The sequence below is a fragment of the Pseudomonas corrugata genome, assembly GCF_050920615.1.
In the GTDB taxonomy this organism is placed as follows: Bacteria; Pseudomonadota; Gammaproteobacteria; order Pseudomonadales; family Pseudomonadaceae; genus Aquipseudomonas; species Aquipseudomonas corrugata.
On sequence record NZ_CP130434.1, the window covers coordinates 1,596,167 to 1,620,113 of the forward strand.

Consider the following 23,947-nt stretch of genomic DNA (forward strand, 5'->3'; position numbering starts at 1 on the left):
CAAGACGATATGCTGCGCCGGGGGATCGGCATGACCTCCCAGCGAACCCGAGAGCGACTGATTCAGCGGCTCTACGAAGAAGGCCTGTCCAACGCCCAAGTGCTGGAAGTGATTCGCCGTACGCCTCGGCATTTGTTCGTCGATGAAGCCCTGGCCCATCGCGCCTACGAAGATACGGCGTTGCCGATCGGTCACAACCAGACCATTTCCCAGCCTTATATGGTGGCCCGCATGAGCGAGTTGCTACTGGAGGCGGGGCCGTTGGACAAAGTGCTGGAAATCGGCACCGGTTCGGGCTACCAGACGGCGGTGTTGTCGCAACTGGTGGAGCGGGTGTTTTCCGTGGAACGAATCAAGGTGCTGCAGGATCGCGCCAAGGAGCGCCTGGTTGAACTGAACCTGCGCAACGTGGTGTTTCGCTGGGGCGATGGTTGGGAGGGCTGGCCGGCGCTGGCACCTTATAACGGCATCATCGTCACCGCAGTGGCCACCGATGTACCTCAGGCCCTGCTGGATCAACTCGCCCCCGGTGGGCGGATGGTCATTCCGGTGGGTTCCGGTGAGGTTCAGCAGTTGATGTTGATCGTGCGTGAAGAACAAGGTTTTTCACGCCATGTCCTGGGTGCGGTGCGGTTCGTGCCGCTACTCAACGGGCCATTGGCCTGAGCATTTATAAACGGACGCTGAATTCCGAGGCGTGGGTTGTGTCTTACAGCGGCCCCCCAATGTCGAACAGGGCTCAATGGCGTCGAGCAAACGTGTGCGACAGCGCTTGGCGCTTCATTAATAGAGACGCAGTCGCGCTCCGTTATACTTGCATAGTGTCTGCCCGGGCAGGCAGTTTCCAATTTTTCAACCACCACAAAGGGAGCGGCGGGTGAGTCTCACAGTCATTGCGCAGCGTATGGGTATCACGAGTTTTCAGCGCCTGGTGACTGGCCTTGTCTTGAGTACCTTGCTGGTCGGTTGTTCCAGTACGCCACCGGGCAATGTCCGGGTTGTCGATCGCAACAGTGCTGCACCGCAGCGTCCTACAGTAACGACCGGTCAGTATGTAGTCCGTCGCGGCGATACCATGTTTTCCATCGCTTTTCGCTACGGCTGGGACTACAAGTCCCTCGCCGCGCGGAACAACATTCCTGCGCCTTATACGATTCATCCAGGTCAGGCGATTCGCTTCGATGGTCGCAGTGGGTCAACGCCTACGGCGGTCGTCACGCAGTCGGATACGACACCTTCGTCATCGAGCAAAACTACGGTCATCCGCCGGCCGATCGGGGCTGCGACGACGACAGTACCGTCCGTCGCGAGCAAACCGGCACCTGCCCCCCTGCCTCCTGCAGGCCCCGCCCCGACTGGCTGGGGATGGCCTTCTAGTGGCGTTCTCATTGGAAAATTCTCTTCAAACGGTAGTTTGAATAAAGGAATTGATATCGCCGGGGATTTGGGACAGCCTGTTTTAGCCGCGTCTGATGGCACGGTTGTGTACGCCGGGAGTGGTTTGAGGGGCTACGGCGAACTCGTGATCATCAAACACAGCGATACCTACGTCAGTGCCTACGGTCACAACCGCAGGCTGTTGGTTCGGGAGGGGCAGCAGGTCAAGGTCGGACAGACAATTGCCGAAATGGGTTCCACAGGTACAGACCGGGTGAAACTGCACTTTGAGATTCGCCGACAAGGTAAACCGGTAGATCCACTGCAATTCCTGCCACGTCGTTGATTTGGTTGTCAGCCTGTTCCGTCACGTAGAGGGAACAGGCTCCAGCGTTGCCAAGGATAAAGGCGTCGCTTGAGCTTGAGGTCGAACTCACCAAAGGACTATAACAATGGCTCTCAGTAAAGAAGTGCCGGAGTTTGACATCGACGATGAGGTTCTCCTGATGGAGACCGGCATCGCTATGGATTCGATGTCGAATGATGAGGGAGCGTCTCCTCCTTCCGTTCGTGCCAAATCCAGACACTCCACTTCACTTAAACAACATAAGTACATCGATTACACCCGGGCGCTTGACGCCACTCAGCTGTACCTCAACGAAATCGGTTTCTCACCGCTGCTCTCCCCAGAGGAAGAGGTTCATTTTGCGCGGCTGTCGCAAAGCGGTGACCCGGCTGGTCGAAAACGCATGATTGAAAGCAACTTGCGCCTGGTGGTGAAAATCGCCCGACGCTACGTCAATCGTGGGCTTTCGCTGCTGGACCTGATCGAAGAGGGCAACCTGGGGCTGATTCGCGCCGTCGAGAAATTCGACCCTGAGCGAGGCTTCCGCTTCTCGACCTACGCGACCTGGTGGATCCGCCAGACCATCGAACGGGCGATCATGAATCAGACGCGTACCATCCGGTTGCCTATTCATGTGGTCAAGGAGCTTAACGTCTACCTGCGGGCCGCCCGTGAGCTGACCCAGAAGCTCGATCATGAGCCTTCACCCGAAGAGATCGCCAATCTGCTGGAAAAACCGGTGGGTGAGGTCAAGCGCATGCTTGGGCTCAATGAACGGGTTTCCTCGGTGGATGTCTCGTTGGGGCCGGACTCGGACAAGACCCTGCTGGACACCCTTACTGACGAGCGCCCCACGGACCCTTGTGAACTGCTTCAGGATGACGACTTGTCCCAGAGCATCGACCAATGGCTTTCGGAGCTGACGGACAAGCAGCGGGAAGTGGTGATCCGCCGCTTTGGCCTGCGTGGCCATGAAAGCAGCACCTTGGAAGATGTAGGCCTGGAAATCGGCTTGACCCGCGAGCGGGTGAGACAGATTCAGGTGGAGGGCCTCAAGCGTCTGCGCGAGATCCTGGAGAAGAACGGCCTCTCGAGCGAGTCGCTGTTCCAATAGCAACCCGGCAAGTGCAGCAGGAAAAGCCCCGACTGGTTCGGGGCTTTGCCGTTTCTGGGGGGAGGGTCTCGGCCCTGCCATGTTTCCGGCTCGGCTTGTAAGCTTTTGCCTAGTGTTGTGTAAGTGTTCGGTTCCTCGTGGCCGGGGACAGACGACAATCAATGCCGCTTCTTTTTATTATCCTATTGATTTTAAAGGGTATTTAAATAGATGAACGAGGCGTGACAGGTGCTGTCGGCCGCTTCGGATGAATTGCGCTCGCTGGGGAAAACACTAATATCAGTCCTGTGTCGACGGACAGACACACCCGTCACGGACGATGGGGAAGGAAGGACATCGCAGGATGCGATTCATCAGGATGATGAAAAGGATCAAAGGGATTAGGGAAAAAATGTGGGCGGGTCAAACCGCCCCTTTTTTTTGCCTGCGAATTGGTAACGGGCTGCTTGGGAACGCCTCTACGGACGCACTGCGTTCGACCTCTCTGATCGATTCCAGCCGCCGGAAAGCAAAAAGGCCCGCAAGGGGCCTTTTCGAAGAACGCAGATGATCAGCGTTCGAGGTCTGCGATCTTGCCTGGCTTGCCATCCCACTCTTCGGCGTCCGGCAGCGCATCTTTCTTCTCGGTAATGTTCGGCCAGATGTCCGCCAGTTCGGCGTTCAGCTCGATGAAGTTCTCCATGCCGGACGGCACTTCGTCTTCCGAGAAAATGGCGTTCGCCGGGCATTCCGGTTCACACAGGGCACAGTCGATGCACTCGTCCGGGTGAATGACCAGGAAATTCGGCCCTTCGTAGAAGCAGTCCACCGGACAGACTTCTACGCAGTCGGTGTACTTGCACTTGATGCAGTTGTCGGTGACGACGAAGGTCATTTCTAATTCTCTCCTCAGGCGGCGGCAGCGGATCCCTCTTCACGGTGGGGTCGCCAGGCTTGGGAGCGGACCAGGCTAATAGTCCGCAGCATCCCAAACCGCGCGCGATTCTAACAGCTTGAACGCCCTTGCGTTAGATCCGTGTCTTCAATGCATAGAGTAAATCCAATGCCCGGCGTGGTGTCAGGTCATCCAGGTCGAGCTTGGCCAGCTCATCAAGCACCGGATGGGGCAGGCTGGCGAACAGGTCGCTTTGCTGCGGTACGGCCGGTTTGCCTTTGTTCGGGCGTGGTGTTTCATGGGGCAGGCTGGAGGTTTCCAGGCGGCTCAAGTGCTCGCGGGCGCGGCTGATCACCTCGCCCGGCACGCCCGCCAGCTGTGCCACTGCCAGTCCATAGCTCTGGCTGGCCGGGCCGGGTAGCACGTGGTGCAGGAACACGATGCGTTCGTTGTGCTCGGTGGCGTTGAGGTGGACGTTGGCCACCAGCGGCTGGCTTTCCGGCAGCACCGTCAGCTCGAAATAATGGGTGGCGAACAGCGTGTAGGCCCGCAGGTGCGCCAGGCGTTCGGCCGCCGCCCAGGCCAGCGACAGGCCGTCGAAGGTACTGGTGCCGCGCCCGACTTCGTCCATCAGCACCAGGCTGCGTTCGGTGGCATTGTGGAGGATGTTCGCGGTTTCGCTCATTTCCACCATGAACGTGGAACGCCCGCCGGCCAAGTCATCACTGGAGCCGATCCGGGTGAATATCCGGTCGACCAGGGACAATTCGCAGCTTGCCGCGGGTACGAAGCTGCCAATGTGGGCCAGCAGCACGATCAGGGCAGTCTGGCGCATGTAGGTGGATTTACCGCCCATGTTAGGACCGGTGATCACCAGCATGCGGGTGTTGTCGTCCAGACTCAGATCGTTGGCCACGAACGGGGTGGTCAATACTTGCTCGACCACCGGGTGGCGACCCTGGCTGATGCGCATGCACGGCTCGCTGACAAAGCGCGGGCAGTTGAGGTCCAGGTTCAGCGCACGCTCGGCCAGGTTGCTCAGCACGTCCAGCTCCGCCAGTGCGGCAGCGGTGTCCTGCAGGGGCGGCAGTTGGCTGATCAGGTCTTCGAGCAGCGCCTCGTAGAGCATCTTCTCCCGGGCCAGGGCGCGGCTCTTGGCCGACAGCGCCTTGTCTTCGAAGGCCTTGAGTTCCGGGGTGATGAAGCGTTCGGCACCCTTGAGCGTCTGGCGACGAACGTAGTCGGCCGGTGCTTGCTCGGCTTGTTTGCTCGGCAATTCGATGAAGTAGCCGTGGATGCGGTTGTAGCCGACCTTGAGGTTGCTCAGGCCGGTCCGGGCTTTTTCCCGGGCTTCGAGATCGATCAGGAACTGGCCGGCGTTTTCGCTCAGGGCTTGCAGCTCGTCGAGCTCGGCGTCATAGCCGGTTTTCAACACTCCACCGTCACGGATCACGGCGGGCGGGTTATCGATGATGGCTTTTTCCAGCAACGCGGCCAGGTCCGGGTAGGTGCTGGTGATCCGTGCCAGTTGTTGCAGATGCGGCGCTTCAAGGTCGGTCATCGCCACCTGGAGTTCCGGCAGCGCGCCGAGGGCATCGCGCAGGCGCGCCAGATCCCGTGGGCGGGCGTTGCGCAGGCCGATACGCGCCAGTATTCGCTCGATGTCACCGATTTCCTTGAGCTGCGGTTGCAACTGCTCGAAGCGATAACGATCCAGCAGGCAAGTAATGGAGGTCTGCCGCGCCAGCAACACCGTCAGGTCCCGCAGGGGACGGTTCAGCCAACGGGTCAGCAGCCGGCTGCCCATGGCGGTCTGGCAACGATCGACCACCGACTGCAAGGTGTTGTCCCGTCCACCGGCCAGGTTGGTGTCCAACTCCAGATTGCGCCGGCTCGCCCCGTCCAGCACCACCGTGTCGTCCAGGCGCTCGTGGCGCAGACTGCGCAAGTGGGGCAGGGCGGTGCGTTGGGTTTCCTTGGCGTAGGCCAACAAGCAACCGGCGGCACCGATGGCCAGGGTCAGGTTTTCGCAACCGAAGCCCTTGAGGTCCTGGGTGGAAAACTGTTGGCAGAGACTTTTCAGGGCCGAGTCGCGCTCGAAATCCCACGGCGCCCGACGTCGGACCCCACGTCGTTTCTCTGCCGGCAGGTCCTTGGGCCAGTCGTCGGGAATCAACAGCTCCACCGGGTTGACCCGTTCCAGCTCCGCCAGCAGGTTTTCCCAACCCTTGATTTCCAGCACCGAGAAATTGCCACTGGTGATGTCCAGCACCGCCAGACCGAACAGGCGCTCGTCCCCCAGCACGGCGGCAATCAGGTTGTCCCGGCGTTCGTCCAGCAGCGCCTCATCGCTGACCGTACCCGGTGTGATGATGCGCACCACTTGCCTTTCCACTGGTCCCTTGCTGGTGGCCGGGTCACCGACCTGCTCGCAGATCACCACCGACTCACCCAGCTTGACCAGTTTCGCCAGGTAACCTTCCGCCGCGTGGTAAGGAATCCCACACATGGGAATCGCCATGCCTGCCGATTGCCCACGCGCCGTCAGGGTGATGTCCAGCAGCTTGGCGGCCTTCTTCGCATCCTCATAGAAGATCTCGTAGAAGTCGCCCATGCGGTAGAACATCAACTGATCGGGGTGCTGATTCTTCAGGCGCCAGTACTGTTGCATCATCGGCGTATGGGAGGACAGATCGTTCACGGCTGTATTCATCGGTGTCAGGCAAACTCGTTGAAAGGGGTAGGGCAAAAGGAGGGGCATCGGCCCGGCTTTTCCGCGATGGGCGCAAGGTTAACATGGGGGGGCTGGTGCGACCCAGATGGAGTGGCTCCAATGGGCTTTGAATGGTAGCCCTTGATTGCCGGCAAAAAAAACGACATATGGCTGATGTCGGTCGGATAAGCCGCGGGGTAACCCTGTGGGAGCGAGCCTGCTCGCGATAGCGGCGTGTCAGGCAACGTATCTGCCGACTATTGCGCCGCCATCGCGAGCAGGCTCGCTCCCACATGGGGTCATGCGTTGATGAATGCGTTACCTCGGCTCAACCACATCCAACGCCCGGTTCGCCAGCAACTGGCCCAGCTCGATCATCTGTTGGACCCCTAGCGCGATATGCCGCCGCGAGCCCTCCAGGTCGAACGCCAGGTCACTGACCATGGCATTGGCCGAGGCCAGGGTTTCGCTGAGGTTGGCGAGCAGGCATTCGGCGTCGATGTTCGGGGCGATGATGAAAAGAGTGTCGAGGATGTCGCAGGTTTCTTTGTCGGCTTTTGGTTTGAGGTAATAGTCCAGGGCGCGGGTGGCGGCTTCGTCGAGTTTCTTGGCGTTGGCCGATTGGCTGCGGGAGACGTGATCGTCAGGGGGATTTGGAGTGTTCTTCGGCATTCTATGGATCCTTGAAGTTGAGCCACCACGCACTCGCGACTAAACGAGGGGTGGCAGCTGTACGCAGGTTAGTCGACCGGGGATCCAAGAAACCGGCGCGCCCGAGGGCGCCCTGCGCACAGCCACCATCAAGTACAGGGATGAGATACCTGACTAATGGAGCAGTGAGCACCTTGGAGTACCGAGCGACTAAACCCGATCACTGATGGGCAGTGACGAGAACCAAAGTACCGATGGGATCCAAGATGGACAAGCCGGCGGATTCTGGCGCAGTTGTAGGCAGAGACGCAAGGCGATGTAGCCTGGTGCCGCGCATTTGAAGGACGCAGGGGCGGCGGCTTCCTAAGAATGTGTAGGAGGCGTTTCTTCGTGGCCAGCAAGCTCTTATGGCGAGGGGATTTATCCCCGTTGGCTGCGCAGCAGCCCCTAGAGTCAATTCAATGGCTGCGGCATTTGGGGCCGCTTCGCGCCCCAGCGGGGATAAATCCCCTCGCCACACTGGCCTGAATAGGCTTCAAGTGTGCTGCATCCCATGTTTATGCAAATCAGCATTTGTCTTCTTCGAAAAGAACAAGCACTATGCGCGTTATGCAAAAACGCAACGTTTCTACCGTATTAAGAGCATTGCTCGATCAGCACGGGATCTCCCCCACGGAGCTTCACCGGCGTACCGGCGTGCCTCAATCCACCCTCTCGCGGATCCTCAGCGGCAAGATCGTCGATCCTTCGGATAAACACATCTCGAAGATCGCCGAGTACTTCGCCGTGAGCACCGACCAATTGCGCGGGCGCGCCGATGTTTTGCCTGCCGGCAACAGCCGCCGCGACGAGCCGCATTCCGAGCTCAAGGACATAAGCCTTTGGGATGACGATACCCCAGTCGAAGAAGACGAGGTGTCGGTTCCTTTTCTGCGTGAGGTTGAATTGGCTGCTGGATCAGGAAGATTCGTCATCGAGGAGAGCGAGCGCTCAAGCCTGCGCTTTGGCAAGCGCAGCCTGCGTCATAACGGCGTGCAGTTCGACCAGGCCAAATGCGTGACAGTACGCGGCAACAGTATGTTGCCGGTGCTGCGCGATGGCGCCACGGTCGGGGTGAATGCGGGTAAATGCGGAATCGGCGACATCGTCGACGGTGACCTCTACGCCATCAATCACAACGGCCAGTTGCGGGTGAAGCAGCTTTACCGTCTGCCCACCGGCATCCGCCTGCGCAGCTTCAACCGCGATGAGCATCCGGACGAAGACTACAGCTTCCAGGAAATGCAGGATGAGCAGATCGTCATCCTCGGCCATGTCTTCTGGTGGGGCATGTACGCCCGCTAACCCTTCCGCTGTCAGATAAAACCCGCCGATGTGCGGGTTTTTTTTCGCCCACGAAAAGGGCGCCAACCCTTGTTCCCACTGGGCGGCAATGCGCTGATGCATTTGTCGCGCATAAATAAATGCATTTGTGCATTGACTGTATATGCATCCATGCATATTCTGTGTCCAAGCCGCTCGACAAAGTGGCTGGCAACAACCGCTCTTTAGTTTCATCAACAGGCAGCGATGAACCGGCCTCAACGGTTCAGAGGGTTGGCAACTGGCCCAGGTGTGCAGCGTAAAGCACCAGAAGCAGTTATCCGGCGGGCAGGGACCGCGGCCGGAGGAACAATTTGAATGGATCCGTACCGCGCCAGTCGCGCCGAAAGATCAAGCGCATTACTGAAAAGCCTGGGCGACCGGGCTTTTTGGAATGCCTGCGCCGTGAGGCGCTTCAAATCATCACCGCCGCCAATGGAGGGCTTTCAAATGCTGAAGGATTTCAGATGCGGTCGCTGCAAACGACTTCTGGCCCGCATGGGCGAGAACACCGAACTCCAGATCAAATGTGCCCGGTGTGGGACGTTGAATCATGTGAAGGCCGTTGAGCCTCGAGTGAACGCCTTTGAGCGACATGAATGCGGAATGCTCCGCGCAAGAACATCGACTCTTCAGGTGAAAGCATGAAAAAAATCAAAAAACTTATTGGTTCGTTCGTCCTGTCCATGGCGATGTTGGCGGTGGGCAGTTCTGCCTTCGCGGCCAACCTGGTCGTGAATGGCAGTTTTGAAACCCCCGGTTGTGGCAATGACTGCGTTCTGAATACCCCTGCCCAAGCCGACTTCGTAACCGGTTGGACCACGTTTCTGTCGGGTGTGGAATACATCAATGTCAGGGCTGCCATTGGCAGCTCAGTCGCCGCTGAAGGGGCGATGAGTGTTGACCTCGCCAACTACACCTATCAAAACGGCGGTGGCATCCAGCAAAACATCAGCACGGTAGTTGGCGCAGGTTATCGCCTGACGTTCAGTGCTGGCAGTTCCAAATACGTGAACCGCACGGGGACCGGCATCATCAACGTCAAGGTGGCAGGTCAGGCCGCCCGTTTCGACACCCCTGTCGCCACCAGCGACGCAACGGTGTGGGAAACCAGAACCTACGATTTCACCGCGGTGAGCGATCAAACCACGCTGAGTTTTTGGAATGAGCAGGATCCGAATGCTCACTTCGCTTTTGTCGACAACGTCATTGTCGAGCGGTTGTAAAACACCGTTCGTCCCGCAATTGCCCACCCCAATCACCCCCAGGAGGCGTGAATGACAAACGAGCAACAAGCGTTGCTGGACATGCCGATCTGGCTGGTCATCCTGCTCGCCCTGGTGGGCGGGGTGTCCGGCGAGATGTGGCGTGCCGACAAGGAAGGTGCCCGAGGCTGGTCGCTGTTGCGGCGCCTGGCCTTGCGCTCCGGCGCCTGCGTGATCTGCGGTGTCTCGGCAATCATGCTGCTGTATGCCCTCGGCATGTCGATCTGGAGTGCCTGCGCCTTGGGGTGCCTGACCGCCATGGCCGGTGCCGATGTGGCCATCGGTCTCTACGAACGTTGGGTTGCCAAGCGGATTGGCGTTTGTGAAGTGCCACCGCCGGATTCCCGTCCCGACCAACAATGAGCCGGTGCCGCCGATCCACAGGAATGAGGCCATCCAATGCCCACTCTCATCGAAAAACCCTCGCAGTTGTTTTCCGCCATTGCCGAGACGCTGCGTACCACCTTTCCCGACTTGAAGGTTGGGAGTCTCCAGGACTTTGACGACACCGGCGATCAGTCTTGGGTATTGATCGCCATCGAACGCGACACGTCAGGCAACCGTGCCAATGACGGGCGTATCGCCCATGTCCTGACGCTTTCCATGCAAGTCGTTTCGCCCGGCACGGGTTTGACGGCCTGCGACCTGGCCTGCCAGTTGAAACGCCTGATCGTCGACAACCGTTGGGATCTGTCAGCTGAGCAGTGCAGCCGGCCCACGGATATCGAGGGCGTTGCATCGGTGTTCAACGGAGGGACCCGGCCATACAGCGCCTGGGCCGTTTCATTCACCCAAACCCTGTACCTCGGTCCGACGCTGCTGGAGGACCCGCTGGGCATCCCGAAATTCGCCCGCACCTGGGAAGTGTCGAACATCGACGACCCGGACCAATACACCGCACTGGAGGGCTGAACCATGTTCGATGCGCTTCTACGCATGTACCTGGGGCCGATCATCGAGCGCCTGGCCGGGATGGAAACCGAGCTCGAAGACTTGTACCGACGCGCAGACAATCTCTGTCGCATCGGCGTCTGCCAGGAGGTCGATGCGGCCACCAATACCTGCAAGGTCGCCCATGGAGAGCTGTTGACCCCGGCGATCCGCTTTTTCAACCCGAGTGCCGGCGCCCAGAGCGAGTCGCGGATTCCCTCCGTGGGCGAGCAATGCCTGCTGCTGAACCATGGCGGCGGCGATGGCGGCGGACAGTCGGTGGCGTTGTTCGGCCTCAACGGCGGTCAGTTTCCCCCCGTCTCGACACAGGCAACGCTGACCCGTCGCCTTTACCCGGACGGCTCGGAAAACGGCTACGACCATGCCAGTCATGTCCTGCACTGGAAAAACGGCCCGGCGACATTCACCGGTTCCCGTGAATCCCTCGAATTGACCATCGGCCCGTCGCGGCTGGCGATGACACCTGAGGCCATCGACTTGCAACTGGGTGCCGTCGGTATCCGGCTCGACGCTTCCGGTGTGCACCTGAGCGGCCCGCTGGTGGATCACCAGGGGCGAGTCATCAGCACCGCATAAAGAGCTTCCCATGATCGGAATCGATAGAAACACCGGCGCCACGGTGGATGACTGGCCGCAGTTCGTGCAGCGCGCCACCCGGGCGCTGACCACCCCCTTGGGCACCCGCCAGAAACGCCCTTTGTATGGCTGCGCGCTCACGCAATTGCTGGGGCAGAACCTCGGCGATGACCTGCTGATTCTTGCCCAGAGCCACGCAGCCCAAGCCTTCTACAACCCACACAACGGCATCGGCGACTTCGAGCCGCAGGTCATCGTTGCCAGCCGCCAAGGCGCCGGATTGCTGCTGCGCTTCGCCGGCACCTGGAAAAACCGCAAACAGACGTTCGAGGTGGTGACATGAGCATGCTGATACCCGGCCAGAACCAACTGGCCGAACCGGCCATCGTCACCGTCGACGCGTTCGAGGACCTGCTCGCCGAGTTCAAGACCTTCGTGGTCGAGTACGTCGGTGCGCGCTCTCCCGACAGCGCGGCGAGGCTTGCGGTCAGCCTGGAAAACGAAAGCGAGTTGCTGACCCTGGCCCTGGAGGCGTTCTGCGTGCGGTTGCAAACCCACGAACGCAAATACAACGCCCGGATCAAGCAGATGCTGGCGTGGTGGGCCACTGGCAGTAACCTCGATGCCCGCCTGGCCGACATGGGCCTCGAACGCCAGTTGCTCGACCCGGGCGATCCGGCGGCGTTCCCACCCATCGCCCCGGTCTACGAAAGCGACGATGACGCCCGGTTGCGTTATTACCTGGCGCCCCATGCCCCGGCGGCCGGTTCGCGCATGCAGTATCGGCGGGAGATTTTTACCCTTGGCGCACGCCCCGCAGTAAAGGTGGACAGCAGTGCGGCGGGTGTCGTGACGGTGACGTACAGCTTCGACCCGGATGGGCTTGCCGCCCAGGTCAAGGACGGCAATGGACGCCGCACGGCACCGGGTGAAGTTACGGTGACGGTGCTTTCCCGAGAGGGTGACGGTACACCGTCGGAGGCATTGCTCGAGGGTGTTCGCCAACATTTCGCCCGGCCTGATGTACGACCGGAAACGGATCTGGTCATCGTCCAGGCCGCGCAGATCAAACCTTACAAGATCCGTGTCGTGGCGAAGATCAATGCCGGCCCTGACTCGGGCCTGACCAAGGTCGCCGCGCAACAGCAGTTGCAAGCATACGCCGAGGCGTGTCATCGCCTGGAGGGCCGGGTCGATCCAAGCTGGATCGACTACATGCTGCACAGCGTAGGGGCGGTTCAATTGCAAATTCTCGAACCGCTGGTGCCGATAGTGACGACAGCTTTCCAAGCCCCGTATTGCACGGGCGTCGAGGTTGAGGTGGACACGCTATGAGTGATGACGCCTCTCGTCCGAGCCTGTTGCCCGCCAACAGCTCAGCGTTGGAACGAGCACTTGACCTGGGTTTCGCCCGGTTGCTGGAGCGCATTGATCCGCCATTCCCCGAGCTGATGAACGCGAGCCAGACACCGTCCTCCTTCTTGCCTTATCTGGCGGCGGATCGCGGCGTCAGCGAATGGGATGCGACAGCCAGCGATCTGGAAAAGAGATTGACGGTTTCGCTGTCCTGGCAGATCCAGCGCCAGGCGGGCACCCGCCAGGCCTTGAACCGTGCCGTCGAATCCCTGGGGTTCACGCCCCACGTCACCGCCTGGTACGAACAGCAACCCAATGCCCATCCCTACACCTTTGATGTGCAAGCCATCATCGGCCAAGGCTGGGCCAGCGGTGATCACAGTCGCTTGATACAGCGAATCAATGCCGCCAAGAGCGAGCGCGACCAAGCCACCATCACCGTCGTGCATCAAACGCGCGGCGGCCTGGGCGCGGCGGCAGCTTTGCACGGGCCGCTGAGCGACGGTGAACTGGTTTTATGCGGAGCACTGCCGGTACTTGAGTTCGGTGCGCGGCTTATCAGCATTGGAATTTCCCAACGCTACACCATTAACGATTACGACCTCAGGGCGCAGCCATGACAGAAGACATTACGCGCTTGGTTCGCTTCACTTCCGCCGGCTTGGCGGAAGTGTTGCAGGCAAAGAACCAAGGCTTGAAAGGTGAGATCACTCACATCGGTGCCGGCACTGCCCGCTACGATCCAACTGGAGCGGAAACTGCGCTTCGCAATGAGCGACAGCGCGTGGCAATCGTGGATTACGAAGACCTTGATCCAGGGCAACTGAGAATGGCTGCATTATTCGACGGGCCTGATGAATACGAGATCGGGGAGTTCGGCTTCTACCTCTCTACCGGCACGTTACTGGCGGTTTATTCAGTGGCCGGAAAGTTGCTGACTTACAAAGCGGCGGCGGCGCGAGTACTGCAAAAATTCACGCTGGATATCTCACCATTACCGGCGCAAAGCGTCACGGTGGTCGTCGGCTCCGAGAGCCTGAATATCTTGCTCAGCGAGGAGATCGCTGCGCTGGCGACGGCCAACATCGACAACATGGCGCGGCACGTCGGCCTGATCTTTCGGGTCATGGCGCTTGAAGCCAAATAAATCAACTGCACAAGGAATTTGAAACGTGAGTCTGGAAACCACTATCGCGTCGCTGGTGACAGCGGCCAATAACTTGACCACGGCGGTCAATGGAAAGATTGGCAGCATCAATACGACCATGGCCACGGCATTGGCACAGTTCAATGAGTGGCGCAGCCTTAAGGATGTAGAAGGGGATCCGGCTGCGCTGGGTACGATTCGTCGCAATGTGCTGCAGGGGCATGTTTATGGGACTGGAGGCCCCTACCCCAGCCTCGCACAGGGGGAGTTTACGACTACCGACCTGGGCTCCAGCACGAATGTATATATGCATTTCAAGGTGCCGTTGAACATCAACGTCAACTCTGAAATGTTCTGGTTCAACATCAAGGGGTATAGCTACGGTACTGCAAAAATTATCGACGAAACCCTGGTGGGATACTGCTATCAACCGACTCGGGTACTGCAAAACGCCTCGACCTTCGGAAACATGACGCCTGCCGTTTATGTCGATACGAACGGCAACATTGTCATGCGAATTTTGATTCCCAATATTTACTACACCACTGTACGGATTGACACGATGCGCGTGGGCAATGGCCGGCTGTTCAATCAGGGCGACTTGAAAACCAAGTTGTCATTGGCCGACACCGTCGTTTTCAGCAAGGAATGAATATGTCTGACCTATCCACCGGTAACACCCCTGAGCTTCCACTGGCCGTTCCCACGCGAGAAATTGAATGGGCCGCCATTCGTACACGCCGCGATCAACTTTTGCGGCAGACGGATTTCACCCAGTTGCCCGACTACCCGGCGACAGACGCACAGCGAGCCCAGGTCAAGGCCTACCGCCAAGCCTTGCGTGATATCCCCGAGCAGATCGAAGACCCATCCAAACTGGTCTGGCCCGTGCTGCCGGCCTTCGTCAAGTAAACCCAACCGCGACAGCGGTTTTTTTTCGTCCGCAAAAAGCCCCCGTGATCGGGGCTTTTGTGTTTTCGCGTCTGGAGGAACCCATAGATGCCCATTTGTAAGCCTTACACCGTGCTGGTGCCATTTCCTACCGGCGGCGGCCACTGGTCGAGCATCGGTCAGGAGCTCGAACTACTGGATGTCGAGGCCAATGCCTTGCGTAGTGCCGGTCGCCTAGAGCTGACCAGCGTCCTGGAGGCGCACAAACAGGCTGTCGACACGCAAGCCACCCCAACCCAACCGGCCAAAAAGGCCACTACCAAAAAGGCTGAATAACCATGGCTGAGGTTTTGAACTTCGAGCACAACGGCATTACCGTCAATGCCACCGAATCTCCCGAGGCCATGGGTGGCCTGGGGGACAACGTCATCGGGCTGGTCGGCACTGCGCCGAAGGCCGATCCGCTGATTCCGCGCAACGCACCGTTCCGCATCAACAGCTTCACCACCCAGGCATTGCTCGATCCGACCGGCACCGAAGCCGGTACGCTGTATCACGCGGTGTTCCAGATCCTCAAAGTGGTCAAGGTGCCAGTCTACGTGGTGATCGTCGAAGAGGGCGCCACCCCCGCCGATACGCAGAACAACGTCATCGGCGGCATCGAAGCGCAGACCGGTCGCAAGCTGGGCCTGGCGGCCTTGAGTGGCGTGGCCGAGGACTTGACCATCATTGGCGCGCCGGGCTTCACCGGCACCAAGGCGGTGGCTAGTGAGTTCGCCTCGTTCGGAAAGCGCATCAAGGCTCGCGTGGTACTCGACGGCAAGGATGCCGCGGTCGCCGATCAAGTGACCTACAGCCAGGAACTGGGCGGCGCCGACCTCGGTTTCGACCGTTGCCTGGTGGTGCACAACATGCCGGCGGTCTACTCCAAGGCCGCGAAGAAAAACGTCTTCCTGGCCCCGTCGAGCCTGGCCATCGCCGCGCTCGCCAAGGTCAAGCAATGGGAGAGCCCGGGCAACCAGGTGACCTACGCCGAGGACGTTTCGCGCACCGTGGAATACAACATCCTCGACACCTCCACCGAAGGCGACCTGCTCAACCGCTACGGCGTCAGCTACTACGCCCGGACCATCCTCGGTGGCTTCTCGCTGCTGGGCAACCGCTCCATCACCGGCAAGTTCATCAGCTACGTCGGCCTGGAAGATGCCATCAGCCGCAAGCTGGTCAAGGCTGGCCAAAAAGCCATGGCGAAGAACCTGACCAAGTCGTTCATGGACCAGGAGGTCAAGCGCATCAACGACTGGCTGCAAACCCTGGTGGCCGACGAAACCATCCCGGGCGGCAGCGTGTACCTGCATCCGGAACTCAACAGTGTAGAGAAGTACAAGAACGGCACCTGGTACGTGGTGATCGACTACGGCCGCTACGCGCCGAACGAACACATGATTTATCAACTCAACGCCCGCGATGAAATCATCGAGCAGTTCCTGGAGGACGTTCTCTAATGTTTACCAACCGCGTAAGACAGGCCATCGCGGCCACCCTGCAAGGCCTGCCGTTGTCGGCGACCGTGGAAGAGTTTACCCCGCCGAAGATCGAGTTCGACATGGAAGAGATGCGCGGCGGGCGTTTCATCACCGAGGAAATGGCCAAGGGCGGTAAGGCACTCAACGCCAAGCTCAGCCTGCAAGGTGTCGGTCCGGAAATCATGCTGGCGCTGGGCGTCAGTGTCGGTGACGACATTCTGCTGAACGTGCGTGAGGCCGGTCAGGATCAGGATGGCAACACCTGGTTCACCTACCACACCGTCGGCGGCAAGCTGAAATCCCTGGAAGAAACCGCGCTGAAGATGGGTGAGAAGCCCAAGACCAATCTTGAGCTGTCGTGCCGCACCTACAATCGCCTGGAAAACGGCGTTCCAGTGATCGACATCGACGTGCGTACCCAGAAGTTCGTGCTCAACGGCGTCGACATTCTCGGCGATGCGCGCCGTGCGGTGCTGTTGCCTTGAAGCTCAGTTGAACACAGTCCCTGTGGGAGCGAGCCTGCTCGCGATGGCGGCGGTACAGCCAGCATTGTCGCCAACTGAACCACCGCTATCGCGAGCAGGCTCGCTCCTACAAGGGGCACACATTCACCAAGGAATTGATTCATGTCCTGGACGCCTCCCCAACACATTCTGCTGTCACCCATCACTGGTGACGACGGATCGCAGATCGACCAGCTGCAACTCAAACCCCTGTTCTACGCCGCGCAGAAAGACGCCCTGGCCCGTGCCGGCGACGATGAGGACGACCAGTTCTTCGAGCTGGCCAAGTTAGCCACCGGCCTGTCGGTCAAGGAACTGGATCAGCTCAAGCGCCCGGACTACGTGAGCATCGCCCAGTACGTGCACGACATGTCGACCCGTCCGGCGGCGTATTTCCTCGCACAGGTCGCCGAGACGGACCACGCGGCGGCCGATCCCGACCAAGTGCAACTGCTGCAACCGCTCAACGTGGCGGGCCGCAGCGTGACCTCGTTGGCCCTGGAAATGCCGGTATTGCGAGCCACCAAGGCGATGAAGAAGCTGAAGACGGCCAAGGAGCGTGCGGAGTTCATCACCGCCCACTGCACCGGCCTGATGCTGCCCGACCTGGACCTGCTGACCGTGCCCGACTGGACACAACTGCAGGTGCGCATCGACGATTTTTTAAACAAACCGGCGGACTTCTTTCGGAGCGCGACATCGAAGTGATCCTCGATGTGGTGCCGCTCATTTATCCGATAAGTGAAGCGGAAATTCTGGAGTGGGACGCCGGCAAGGCATTGCGCCGTTACGACATCGCGATCACTCGCCTTGGCGTGAAACAGGAGTAGAGCGGGATGGCAGACAGTAAATATTCGCTGTCCTTTGCGGCGAGCACCGATATGCCGACACTCGGCGGTGTGTCTGAAGCGTCGGGGCTGAATCTGGCATTGAGCACGGCCAGTCTCGACATCCGGCTGCTGGTGTCGGAGCAAATGAAACTGCGGGAGACGCTGGCATCGCTGAACACCACGCTCTTGGCGCAACAGTCATTGCTCAAGGCGAATGCAGTGGTGCCAGCGACGAGTGCGGTGCCTAAGTCGAAGCTCAGGGCAGAGGTCGATCAACTGGCGCCTCCTGGTGTCCTCAAGCCTGCAATGGCGATGCAGACGGCCATGGTCGACCTGAACCAGAAGCTGCAGCTGTCACCGGAACAACTGCAGGTGATGTCCAACGAAAACCAGAAGATCGCCGCTGAAAAGCAAGCCGCATCCAGCGGGGCGACCGCTGTGCAACTGGCGCAGATCCAGCTGGCGGCGATCAACGCGGGGCTGCTCAAAGACGTCAAACCCGAAGACCGCCAGCAAGTGCTGACGGATTTCGCCCGCGACAGTGTGGTGATGGCGTCGGCCTACAGGATTGAGGTGCTGAACGCCGGCGCGCTCATGGCTGGCTTGCGCACTGGCTTGAACCTGGATCGAGGGAAAAGTCTCGAATTGGCTAACGCGGCCAACCGCCTTGGCGCCAGCGCCAGTTTGAAAGCCTCGGCGGCGGACATCGGTTCGGTTGCCCAGCGCGGTGGCGAGACCGCCATCGCGGCGGGCATGACACCTGAGCAGGTCGCCGCCATTGCGGCCGCGCTGTTGAGCGCCTCTGTCGGCAAGGACGAAGCGGGCGCCTCCCTGAAGACCCTGGGCGCCGCGTTGGGCAAGGGCGACAAGGTCACGCCGGAGCAGCGAACGGCCTGGACTCAACTGGACATCGAGCCGGGGGCGCTGGCCAGCAGGCTGCGCACGGATGCATCGGGCGCGATCAAGGATCTGCTGGCGGCGTTGCAGAGCAAACCTGCCGAGCAGCAGAGCTCATTGCTCAAGACGCTGTTCGACGGCGACGAGGGCATCGGCAAGTTGCTGAAGTCGCCCCAGGACCTGAAGACCGCGCTCACCGTGGCATCCGATAAGGGCGATGGAGACAAGGGATCGATGGCCCAAACCGCCGACGCGCTGGGAAACACCTCGCAAGCGCGCTGGAATGCACTGGATGCCAGCGTGACCCGTCTCGATACAGCGATTGGCAGCGCCATCACGCCCATTACCGATCTGGCGATGCTTGGCGTGGACGCGCTGGCGACGGGGTTGAGCGCTGCGGCCGAGTCGCTGCCGAAAGTCACCGCGGCGTTGGCCTTGTTTGGCGCGGCGCTCGCGTCACCGTTTCGCAGCGCCATTCTGGACAAAGTGACGTCGGGCGTTGCCTCCACCCGTGAGGCACTGCTGAAACCGGACGCAGCCATCCAGCCACCGGCAAGCGATGCGCCTGGAACTCAAGCCAAGGACGGCGGGCAGAAGCAACCGGACGCAGGAAAAGCCCGAACTTCCCGCCCTGATATGCGCAGCCGACTGGCAATCTCCGCAGCTCGAGCGAGAACCTTCACCGGCAGGCTGGGCGCGCCCCTGGCGCTGGCCAGTGCCGGCTACGACGGTATCAAAGCTCTTGAGGCCGGTGATTACAAGGCCGCTTCAGGCGCGGCTGGAGCCGGCCTTGGTGGGCTGGCAGGCGGTTATGCCGGTGCCGCCGCCGGCGCGATGCTGGGCAGTTTCGTTCCGGTGATCGGCACCGCGATCGGTGCATTGGTCGGCGGTGCGCTGGGTTCCTATTTCGGTAGCGAGGGCGGTGAATCCCTGGGCGAGGCTATCTACACCGGGGGTGATCGCCTCAAGTCGCCGGAACAGGTCAGCAAAGACCTCACCAGCAGCCAGACCAGTACCCAACAAAACACCATGACCGCCAACATCTACATCAATGGTCAGGACCAGGCCAGCGCCAGTCAGTTGGCCAATCTGGTGGTGCAGCAGATTACCGGCCAGTTCGGCCTGACAACCATGCCCAACTCACTGGCCATGCGCAGTGACGCGGCCCTGACCGACGGAGGTACGTGATGCGTCAGCAAATGGCACTCGGCAGTTTCATTTTCGGGCTGTCGAGAAACTTCGCGTACCACTCGCTGGTACGCACCTCGGATGGCGGCTGGAAGAGCATCGACATCCTTACCAGCAAACCCAAGTCCAGCCAGGTCGGCCAAGGCCTGCAAGGGCTGACGATCACGGGCAAGTCGATGTACGCGACCGCCATGGATCGGCTCGATGAGCTGCGTGCATTGCAGGCCTTGCGCGTGCCTGTGCCGTTGGTGGATGGCATCGGGCGCAACTGGGGGTTGTGGCAGATCAACAAGGTGTCGGAAACCCAGACTGAGGTCATCGATGACGGTACGGCGATGGTGGTCGGCTGGGTGATTGAATTGACGGAGTTCGCCAATGCGTAGGGTTCGAAGTATCGCCGGTGATTCGGTGAATCTGTTGCTGTACCGCGAGCTTGAGTGTTGTGACGATGCCTCCGAGCAAGCGCTCTGGCTGCTCAATCCCGGACTGGCCGAATGGGGCCCGGTACTGCCGGCGGGGGTGTGGGTTGCCTTGCCGGAGGTGGATCTGAAACCCGTTGCACCCGCACCGGTATCGGCTTGGGATTAAGGAGGCAACATGTCACTGGGTTTCACGCCAGCAGTAGAAATCTATGGTGCGAATGCGGCACTGCTCAATGAGCGATTGCTCAGTTGGACCCACGTCGACGCGGCGGGAATCGAGTCCGATCAGTTGACCCTCGTCATCAGCCTGGAAGGGCTTGAGGGGTTACCCAGCCTCGGCGGAAAAATCGGTCTGCGGGTGGGTTATCTGGAGTCCGGGCTGGTGGACAAGGGCGAGTTCGTCATTACCCGGCGCACGCCGACGCTGTTTCCCCTGCGCTTGACGTTGGTGGCCATGGCCGCGCCGTTCAGTGCGGCGGACCAGACCGGATTCAAACAGCGTCGGTCCGTCAGCCATGGCCCGACGACCCTGGGCGCACTGTTCCGTGAACTGACCGCCAGGCATGGTTTTTCGCCGCGTGTGGCGCCGGAGCTGTCGCTGATAAAAATTGGGCACATCGACCAGTCCAACGAAACCGATATGGGCTTCCTGACGCGCTTGGCCCATCGGCATGACGCCGTCGCCAAACCGATCAACGAATGGTATGTGCTGGCTCGGCGTGGTCAGGCGAAGTCGCTGTCGGGCAAGGTTTTGCCGCAGATCAAGCTGTCGGTGACGACGAACAATCGTCCTGGAGATCAGGCTTTTATCTCCGCCGTCCTCGATGAAACCGCCCGGGCGAAATACCAGGGCTGCAAGACCCGTTGGTGGGATGCGGCGGCTGGCAAAGTGCAGGTGGAGGAAAGTGGCATCGCGCCGTTCAAGATCCTTCGACAGCATTTCCAGAGCGCAGAAGACGCCCGCGCCGCCGGTGAAGGCGAAGTGCGCAGGCTGATGCGCGAAGCCCTCAAGGTTGCCATCGAATGCCCCGGCAACCCGGGGTTGTCCGCCGAAGGCATCGTCCTGCTGGACCCGACCTGGCCGGATTTCATGCGCGGCCGCTGGTCGATCGACAAGGTCACCGCCACGGGTGACCGGGAAAAAAGCTATCGCTGCAAGATCGACGCAACCTGCCTCGACGCCAAGGCCTGATTCTCACCCAGGATCGCCCTCAATCACGACATCCGGGAATGACGCGGGGTCTGTGGGAGCGAGCCTGCTCGCGATGAGGTCGGCACATCCAACATCCATTTCGACTGACCCACCGCCATCGCGAGCAGGCTCGCTCCCACCCTGGATCGTTGGCGATCACAGCATTCGGGAACACCACCGGACCTTTGTGGGAGCGGGCTTGCTCGCGATGAGGTCGGCACATCCAACATCTATCTCGACTGATCCACCGCTTTCGCGAGCAAGCCCGCTCCCACCCTGGATTGCTGGCGATCCCAGCATTCGGGAACACCACCGGACCTTTGTGGGAGCGAGCCTGCTCGCGAAGACGTCGGCACATCCAACATCTATCTCGACTGACCCGCCGCTTTCGCGGGCAAGCCCGCTCCCACAGGGCTTCTGACTTCATCTGCCTATCACCGGAGCACTCTCCATGAAGATCACGCCGATCCTCACGCAGTTGCGTGAGCAATGCCCAACGCTCGCCAGTCGAGTGGTCGCGGGCCTGGACCTCGTTGCGTTGCAAGCCGGCACGCCCCTGCAAACCCCATGTGCCTATGTTCTGTCGAGCACCGATGTGGCGAGCCGGAACACGGCACAGAACGTCACGCTGCAAACGGTGCGTGACCGTTTCGACGTTGTGCTGGTGCTCGATGCCAGTGACCCGACAAATGCGCTGGATCTGCTTCACGACCTGCGAGCCGAATTGTGGCGCGGATTGGTGGGGTTCAAGCCCGGCGCCACTTACTCCGGCATCGAATACGACGGCAGCGAACCGGTCTCGATCAACAGCGGCCGCGGGTTGTTCCGGCTGCGCTTTTTCACCGAGTTCCAGCTGGGCCGCAATCTGGCGAGCCAGCCTGCCGAAAGCTGGCACGAACGTGAACTGGACGGCTTGTCGTCCTTTACCGGGGCCACCGTGCGGGTCGATGCCATCGATCCGGCGGACCCCAATCTGAAACGTCCCGGCCCCGATGGGCGCCTGGAGCTGACTTTCTCTGGAGACGTAACCCCATGAGCAAACGCATCACCGTGCTGCCGGCCCCGGGCCGTGTGGTACCGGACCCGGAAGCGGGCGATCTGTTGCCCCTCGAAGGCCGTGAAGTGCCAGACAACGCCTGGTGGCGTCGGCGTCTGGCCGATGGCGATATCACAACCAAAGCCGTGAAAGCGGCCAAACCACAGGGAGCCAAATAATGGCGATCGGATTCAGCAACATCCCCGCGGACATTCGTGTTCCGCTGTTCTACGCCGAGATGGACAACTCGGCCGCCAATAGCGCGTCGTCGGCCATGCGCCGGTTGATCGTCGCTCAGGTCAACGACAACATTGTCCCGGCAGACGTTGGAAAACTGGTGCTGGTCTCCAGCGTGGCCTTGGCAAAAAGCATCGGCGGTCAGGGCTCGATGCTCGCCTCGATGTACGAAACCTGGCGCAAGACCGACCCGCTCGGCGAAATCTGGTGCCTGCCGCTGCACAACGTCGAAGGTGCCATCGCCAACGGCGTGCTGACCTTCACCGGTACCGCCACCGAAAGCGGTGCGCTCAATCTGTACGTCGGCGGCGTACGTGTCCAGGCAGCCATCGTCAACGGTGCCACCGCGGCCCAGGCCGCCACGGCACTGGCGCTGAAAATCAACGCGACAGCCGATCTGCCAGTGACCGCCGCGGCCGTCGACGGCGTCGTGACCCTCAGCGCCAAATGGACCGGCGACAGCGGCAACGACATCAGCCTGCAGTTCAATCGCCTGGGCAAGAGCAATGGCGAAGACACCCCTGCGGGCTTGACCACTGCGATCACCGCCATGACCGGCGGCGCTGGCGTACCGGACCAGACCGCCGCCGTCGCGGCCCTGGGTGACGAGCCATTCGAATTCATCGCCATGCCGTGGTCCGACCTGTCGAGCCTGAATACCTGGCAAGCGGTGATGGATGACAGCACCGGTCGCTGGTCCTGGGCCAAGCAGTTGTTCGGCCATGTCTACAGTGCCAAGCGCGGCACCATCGGCACTTTGGTGGCGGCCGGCCAGGCGCGCAACGACCAGCACATGACCATCCAGGCCCTGGAGCCGGGCGTGCCGCAACCGTCGTGGGTCCAGGCTGCCGCACTGGCAGCCCGCACTGCCGTGTTCATCTCGGCCGACGCCAGCCGTCCGACCCAGAGCGGCAGCCTGCCGGGCCTGGATCCGGCACCGGCCAGCGAACGCTTCACCCTGACCGAGCGCCAGTCGCTGCTCAACTACGGTATCGCGACCGCCTACTACGAAGGCGGCTACGTGCGTATTCAGCGTTCCATCACCACGTATCAGAAAAATGCCTTCGGCCAGGCTGACAATTCCTACCTGGACAGCGAAACCATGCATCAGTCGGCGTTCATCGTGCGTCGTTTGCAAAGCGTGATCACCAGCAAATACGGTCGCCACAAACTGGCCTCCGACGGTACCCGTTTCGGCGCCGGCCAACCCATCGTGACCCCGAGCACGATTCGCGGCGAGCTGATCGCCCAGTACGCCAAGCTCGAGCTGGAAGGCCATGTGGAAAACGCCGAGTTGTTCGCCGAACACCTGATCGTCGAGCGCGACAGCCAGGACCCGAGTCGGGTCAATGTGCTGTTCCCACCGGATTACATCAACGGCCTGCGGGTGTTCGCGCTGCTCAACCAGTTCCGTCTGCAGTATGACGCTGCTGCCTGAGTGTCGTGTTTGAACGCATGAATTCAGCCCACCCCGCGTGGGCTTTTTATTTGAA

The 23,947-nt window shown here is 60.5% G+C and carries 29 protein-coding genes; 26 read left to right on the forward strand and 3 right to left on the reverse strand.

Annotated features, from left to right (window positions below; all coding sequences use genetic code 11):
• The first annotated feature begins 30 nt into the window (after positions 1 to 30).
• The 3 genes from QZH45_RS07095 to rpoS all read left to right on the forward strand — a co-directional run bounded on the left by QZH45_RS07095 (position 31) and on the right by rpoS (position 2,837).
• A complete protein-coding gene (locus QZH45_RS07095) occupies positions 31 to 666 on the forward strand; it encodes a protein-L-isoaspartate(D-aspartate) O-methyltransferase (protein WP_162164412.1) in 636 nt (211 codons plus the stop codon).
• A 211-nt stretch (positions 667 to 877) separates the two neighbouring features.
• Positions 878 to 1,723, forward strand: a complete 846-nt coding sequence (locus tag QZH45_RS07100; RefSeq protein ID WP_024779040.1) for a peptidoglycan DD-metalloendopeptidase family protein — start codon at positions 878 to 880, stop codon at positions 1,721 to 1,723.
• Between the two features lie 106 nt (positions 1,724 to 1,829).
• Complete coding sequence (gene rpoS, locus QZH45_RS07105) at positions 1,830 to 2,837, forward strand: RNA polymerase sigma factor RpoS (protein ID WP_024779041.1); 1,008 nt, start codon at positions 1,830 to 1,832, stop codon at positions 2,835 to 2,837.
• Positions 2,838 to 3,387: 550 nt separating this feature from the next.
• Here the strand turns inward: rpoS and fdxA are convergent.
• The 3 genes from fdxA to QZH45_RS07120 all read right to left on the reverse strand — a co-directional run bounded on the left by fdxA (position 3,388) and on the right by QZH45_RS07120 (position 7,096).
• The gene (fdxA, locus tag QZH45_RS07110) at positions 3,388 to 3,711 is read right to left on the reverse strand and encodes a ferredoxin FdxA (RefSeq protein ID WP_024779043.1); all 324 of its coding nucleotides are present in this window, start codon (positions 3,709 to 3,711) and stop codon (positions 3,388 to 3,390) included.
• A gap of 133 nt (positions 3,712 to 3,844) precedes the next feature.
• Positions 3,845 to 6,412, reverse strand: coding sequence for a DNA mismatch repair protein MutS (gene mutS / locus QZH45_RS07115; protein ID WP_167355726.1), 2,568 nt, complete (start codon positions 6,410 to 6,412; stop codon positions 3,845 to 3,847).
• A gap of 330 nt (positions 6,413 to 6,742) precedes the next feature.
• Positions 6,743 to 7,096 (reverse strand): DUF6124 family protein, encoded by a 354-nt coding sequence (locus QZH45_RS07120; protein ID WP_024779045.1) that lies wholly within the window; start codon positions 7,094 to 7,096, stop codon positions 6,743 to 6,745.
• 588 nt (positions 7,097 to 7,684) lie between these two features.
• On the opposite strand from QZH45_RS07120, the gene QZH45_RS07125 reads away from it, so the two are divergent.
• From QZH45_RS07125 to QZH45_RS07235, 23 genes are all read left to right on the forward strand, one after another.
• On the forward strand, positions 7,685 to 8,419 hold the full coding sequence (locus tag QZH45_RS07125; protein WP_024779046.1) for a LexA family transcriptional regulator: 735 nt from the start codon (positions 7,685 to 7,687) through the stop codon (positions 8,417 to 8,419).
• A 468-nt stretch (positions 8,420 to 8,887) separates the two neighbouring features.
• Positions 8,888 to 9,085: a Com family DNA-binding transcriptional regulator gene (locus tag QZH45_RS07130; RefSeq protein ID WP_122319408.1), complete on the forward strand. Its 198-nt coding sequence runs from the start codon at positions 8,888 to 8,890 to the stop codon at positions 9,083 to 9,085.
• Entirely contained in the window at positions 9,082 to 9,663 is a 582-nt protein-coding gene (locus QZH45_RS07135; RefSeq protein ID WP_024779047.1) for a DUF642 domain-containing protein, read from the forward strand. The genes QZH45_RS07130 and QZH45_RS07135 overlap by 4 nt, the downstream gene beginning before the upstream one ends.
• Positions 9,664 to 9,714: 51 nt before the next feature.
• Positions 9,715 to 10,065 (forward strand): phage holin family protein, encoded by a 351-nt coding sequence (locus QZH45_RS07140; RefSeq protein ID WP_024779048.1) that lies wholly within the window; start codon positions 9,715 to 9,717, stop codon positions 10,063 to 10,065.
• Between the two features lie 36 nt (positions 10,066 to 10,101).
• Entirely contained in the window at positions 10,102 to 10,614 is a 513-nt protein-coding gene (locus QZH45_RS07145) for a hypothetical protein (protein ID WP_024779049.1), read from the forward strand.
• A gap of 3 nt (positions 10,615 to 10,617) precedes the next feature.
• On the forward strand, positions 10,618 to 11,229 hold the full coding sequence (locus QZH45_RS07150) for a phage baseplate assembly protein V (protein WP_055136030.1): 612 nt from the start codon (positions 10,618 to 10,620) through the stop codon (positions 11,227 to 11,229).
• Positions 11,230 to 11,239: 10 nt separating this feature from the next.
• Entirely contained in the window at positions 11,240 to 11,572 is a 333-nt protein-coding gene (locus QZH45_RS07155) for a phage baseplate protein (protein WP_024779051.1), read from the forward strand.
• Entirely contained in the window at positions 11,569 to 12,564 is a 996-nt protein-coding gene (locus QZH45_RS07160) for a baseplate J/gp47 family protein (protein WP_053192736.1), read from the forward strand. The genes QZH45_RS07155 and QZH45_RS07160 overlap by 4 nt, the downstream gene beginning before the upstream one ends.
• Entirely contained in the window at positions 12,561 to 13,205 is a 645-nt protein-coding gene (locus tag QZH45_RS07165) for a phage tail protein I (protein ID WP_024779053.1), read from the forward strand. The genes QZH45_RS07160 and QZH45_RS07165 overlap by 4 nt, the downstream gene beginning before the upstream one ends.
• Entirely contained in the window at positions 13,202 to 13,732 is a 531-nt protein-coding gene (locus tag QZH45_RS07170; protein WP_024779054.1) for a tail fiber protein, read from the forward strand. The genes QZH45_RS07165 and QZH45_RS07170 overlap by 4 nt, the downstream gene beginning before the upstream one ends.
• Positions 13,733 to 13,757: 25 nt before the next feature.
• Positions 13,758 to 14,384: a hypothetical protein gene (locus QZH45_RS07175; protein WP_053192741.1), complete on the forward strand. Its 627-nt coding sequence runs from the start codon at positions 13,758 to 13,760 to the stop codon at positions 14,382 to 14,384.
• A gap of 2 nt (positions 14,385 to 14,386) precedes the next feature.
• Complete coding sequence (locus QZH45_RS07180) at positions 14,387 to 14,644, forward strand: tail fiber assembly protein (RefSeq protein WP_024779056.1); 258 nt, start codon at positions 14,387 to 14,389, stop codon at positions 14,642 to 14,644.
• Between the two features lie 87 nt (positions 14,645 to 14,731).
• Positions 14,732 to 14,959, forward strand: a complete 228-nt coding sequence (locus tag QZH45_RS07185; protein WP_024779057.1) for a hypothetical protein — start codon at positions 14,732 to 14,734, stop codon at positions 14,957 to 14,959.
• Positions 14,960 to 14,961: 2 nt separating this feature from the next.
• Entirely contained in the window at positions 14,962 to 16,128 is a 1,167-nt protein-coding gene (locus QZH45_RS07190) for a hypothetical protein (RefSeq protein WP_053192743.1), read from the forward strand.
• The gene (locus tag QZH45_RS07195) at positions 16,128 to 16,634 is read left to right on the forward strand and encodes a phage major tail tube protein (protein ID WP_024779059.1); all 507 of its coding nucleotides are present in this window, start codon (positions 16,128 to 16,130) and stop codon (positions 16,632 to 16,634) included. The genes QZH45_RS07190 and QZH45_RS07195 overlap by 1 nt, the downstream gene beginning before the upstream one ends.
• Before the next feature lie 141 nt (positions 16,635 to 16,775).
• Complete coding sequence (locus QZH45_RS07200) at positions 16,776 to 17,360, forward strand: phage tail assembly protein (protein ID WP_053192744.1); 585 nt, start codon at positions 16,776 to 16,778, stop codon at positions 17,358 to 17,360.
• A 128-nt stretch (positions 17,361 to 17,488) separates the two neighbouring features.
• Complete coding sequence (locus QZH45_RS07205; protein WP_053192747.1) at positions 17,489 to 19,567, forward strand: phage tail tape measure protein; 2,079 nt, start codon at positions 17,489 to 17,491, stop codon at positions 19,565 to 19,567.
• The gene (locus QZH45_RS07210; RefSeq protein WP_024779062.1) at positions 19,567 to 19,950 is read left to right on the forward strand and encodes a phage tail protein; all 384 of its coding nucleotides are present in this window, start codon (positions 19,567 to 19,569) and stop codon (positions 19,948 to 19,950) included. The genes QZH45_RS07205 and QZH45_RS07210 overlap by 1 nt, the downstream gene beginning before the upstream one ends.
• Positions 19,943 to 20,155 carry a tail protein X gene (locus QZH45_RS07215; protein ID WP_024779063.1) on the forward strand — a complete coding sequence of 71 codons (213 nt, stop codon included), beginning with the start codon at positions 19,943 to 19,945 and terminating at the stop codon, positions 20,153 to 20,155. Before QZH45_RS07210 ends, QZH45_RS07215 begins: the two co-directional genes overlap by 8 nt.
• 9 nt (positions 20,156 to 20,164) lie before the next feature.
• Positions 20,165 to 21,181 (forward strand): contractile injection system protein, VgrG/Pvc8 family, encoded by a 1,017-nt coding sequence (locus QZH45_RS07220; RefSeq protein ID WP_024779064.1) that lies wholly within the window; start codon positions 20,165 to 20,167, stop codon positions 21,179 to 21,181.
• Positions 21,182 to 21,632: 451 nt separating this feature from the next.
• Positions 21,633 to 22,217: a phage tail terminator protein gene (locus tag QZH45_RS07225; RefSeq protein WP_024780164.1), complete on the forward strand. Its 585-nt coding sequence runs from the start codon at positions 21,633 to 21,635 to the stop codon at positions 22,215 to 22,217.
• Positions 22,214 to 22,396 (forward strand): DUF2635 domain-containing protein, encoded by a 183-nt coding sequence (locus tag QZH45_RS07230; protein ID WP_007907211.1) that lies wholly within the window; start codon positions 22,214 to 22,216, stop codon positions 22,394 to 22,396. Before QZH45_RS07225 ends, QZH45_RS07230 begins: the two co-directional genes overlap by 4 nt.
• On the forward strand, positions 22,396 to 23,892 hold the full coding sequence (locus QZH45_RS07235; RefSeq protein ID WP_024780163.1) for a phage tail sheath subtilisin-like domain-containing protein: 1,497 nt from the start codon (positions 22,396 to 22,398) through the stop codon (positions 23,890 to 23,892). The genes QZH45_RS07230 and QZH45_RS07235 overlap by 1 nt, the downstream gene beginning before the upstream one ends.
• The last annotated feature ends 55 nt before the right edge of the window (positions 23,893 to 23,947 follow it).

What these genes read in the sequence shown, in the direction of transcription:
- QZH45_RS07095 (WP_162164412.1), top strand. Translation starts at nt 31, where the DNA reads ATGACCTCCCAGCGAACCCGAGAGCGACTGATTCAGCGGCTCTACGAA.
- rpoS (WP_024779041.1), top strand. Translation starts at nt 1,830, where the DNA reads ATGGCTCTCAGTAAAGAAGTGCCGGAGTTTGACATCGACGATGAGGTT.
- fdxA (WP_024779043.1), bottom strand. Translation starts at nt 3,711, where the DNA reads ATGACCTTCGTCGTCACCGACAACTGCATCAAGTGCAAGTACACCGAC.
- QZH45_RS07120 (WP_024779045.1), bottom strand. Translation starts at nt 7,096, where the DNA reads ATGCCGAAGAACACTCCAAATCCCCCTGACGATCACGTCTCCCGCAGC.
- QZH45_RS07125 (WP_024779046.1), top strand. Translation starts at nt 7,685, where the DNA reads ATGCAAAAACGCAACGTTTCTACCGTATTAAGAGCATTGCTCGATCAG.
- QZH45_RS07130 (WP_122319408.1), top strand. Translation starts at nt 8,888, where the DNA reads ATGCTGAAGGATTTCAGATGCGGTCGCTGCAAACGACTTCTGGCCCGC.
- QZH45_RS07135 (WP_024779047.1), top strand. Translation starts at nt 9,082, where the DNA reads ATGAAAAAAATCAAAAAACTTATTGGTTCGTTCGTCCTGTCCATGGCG.
- QZH45_RS07140 (WP_024779048.1), top strand. Translation starts at nt 9,715, where the DNA reads ATGACAAACGAGCAACAAGCGTTGCTGGACATGCCGATCTGGCTGGTC.
- QZH45_RS07145 (WP_024779049.1), top strand. Translation starts at nt 10,102, where the DNA reads ATGCCCACTCTCATCGAAAAACCCTCGCAGTTGTTTTCCGCCATTGCC.
- QZH45_RS07150 (WP_055136030.1), top strand. Translation starts at nt 10,618, where the DNA reads ATGTTCGATGCGCTTCTACGCATGTACCTGGGGCCGATCATCGAGCGC.
- QZH45_RS07155 (WP_024779051.1), top strand. Translation starts at nt 11,240, where the DNA reads ATGATCGGAATCGATAGAAACACCGGCGCCACGGTGGATGACTGGCCG.
- QZH45_RS07160 (WP_053192736.1), top strand. Translation starts at nt 11,569, where the DNA reads ATGAGCATGCTGATACCCGGCCAGAACCAACTGGCCGAACCGGCCATC.
- QZH45_RS07165 (WP_024779053.1), top strand. Translation starts at nt 12,561, where the DNA reads ATGAGTGATGACGCCTCTCGTCCGAGCCTGTTGCCCGCCAACAGCTCA.
- QZH45_RS07170 (WP_024779054.1), top strand. Translation starts at nt 13,202, where the DNA reads ATGACAGAAGACATTACGCGCTTGGTTCGCTTCACTTCCGCCGGCTTG.
- QZH45_RS07180 (WP_024779056.1), top strand. Translation starts at nt 14,387, where the DNA reads ATGTCTGACCTATCCACCGGTAACACCCCTGAGCTTCCACTGGCCGTT.
- QZH45_RS07185 (WP_024779057.1), top strand. Translation starts at nt 14,732, where the DNA reads ATGCCCATTTGTAAGCCTTACACCGTGCTGGTGCCATTTCCTACCGGC.
- QZH45_RS07190 (WP_053192743.1), top strand. Translation starts at nt 14,962, where the DNA reads ATGGCTGAGGTTTTGAACTTCGAGCACAACGGCATTACCGTCAATGCC.
- QZH45_RS07195 (WP_024779059.1), top strand. Translation starts at nt 16,128, where the DNA reads ATGTTTACCAACCGCGTAAGACAGGCCATCGCGGCCACCCTGCAAGGC.
- QZH45_RS07200 (WP_053192744.1), top strand. Translation starts at nt 16,776, where the DNA reads ATGTCCTGGACGCCTCCCCAACACATTCTGCTGTCACCCATCACTGGT.
- QZH45_RS07205 (WP_053192747.1), top strand. Translation starts at nt 17,489, where the DNA reads ATGGCAGACAGTAAATATTCGCTGTCCTTTGCGGCGAGCACCGATATG.
- QZH45_RS07210 (WP_024779062.1), top strand. Translation starts at nt 19,567, where the DNA reads ATGCGTCAGCAAATGGCACTCGGCAGTTTCATTTTCGGGCTGTCGAGA.
- QZH45_RS07215 (WP_024779063.1), top strand. Translation starts at nt 19,943, where the DNA reads ATGCGTAGGGTTCGAAGTATCGCCGGTGATTCGGTGAATCTGTTGCTG.
- QZH45_RS07220 (WP_024779064.1), top strand. Translation starts at nt 20,165, where the DNA reads ATGTCACTGGGTTTCACGCCAGCAGTAGAAATCTATGGTGCGAATGCG.
- QZH45_RS07225 (WP_024780164.1), top strand. Translation starts at nt 21,633, where the DNA reads ATGAAGATCACGCCGATCCTCACGCAGTTGCGTGAGCAATGCCCAACG.
- QZH45_RS07230 (WP_007907211.1), top strand. Translation starts at nt 22,214, where the DNA reads ATGAGCAAACGCATCACCGTGCTGCCGGCCCCGGGCCGTGTGGTACCG.
- QZH45_RS07235 (WP_024780163.1), top strand. Translation starts at nt 22,396, where the DNA reads ATGGCGATCGGATTCAGCAACATCCCCGCGGACATTCGTGTTCCGCTG.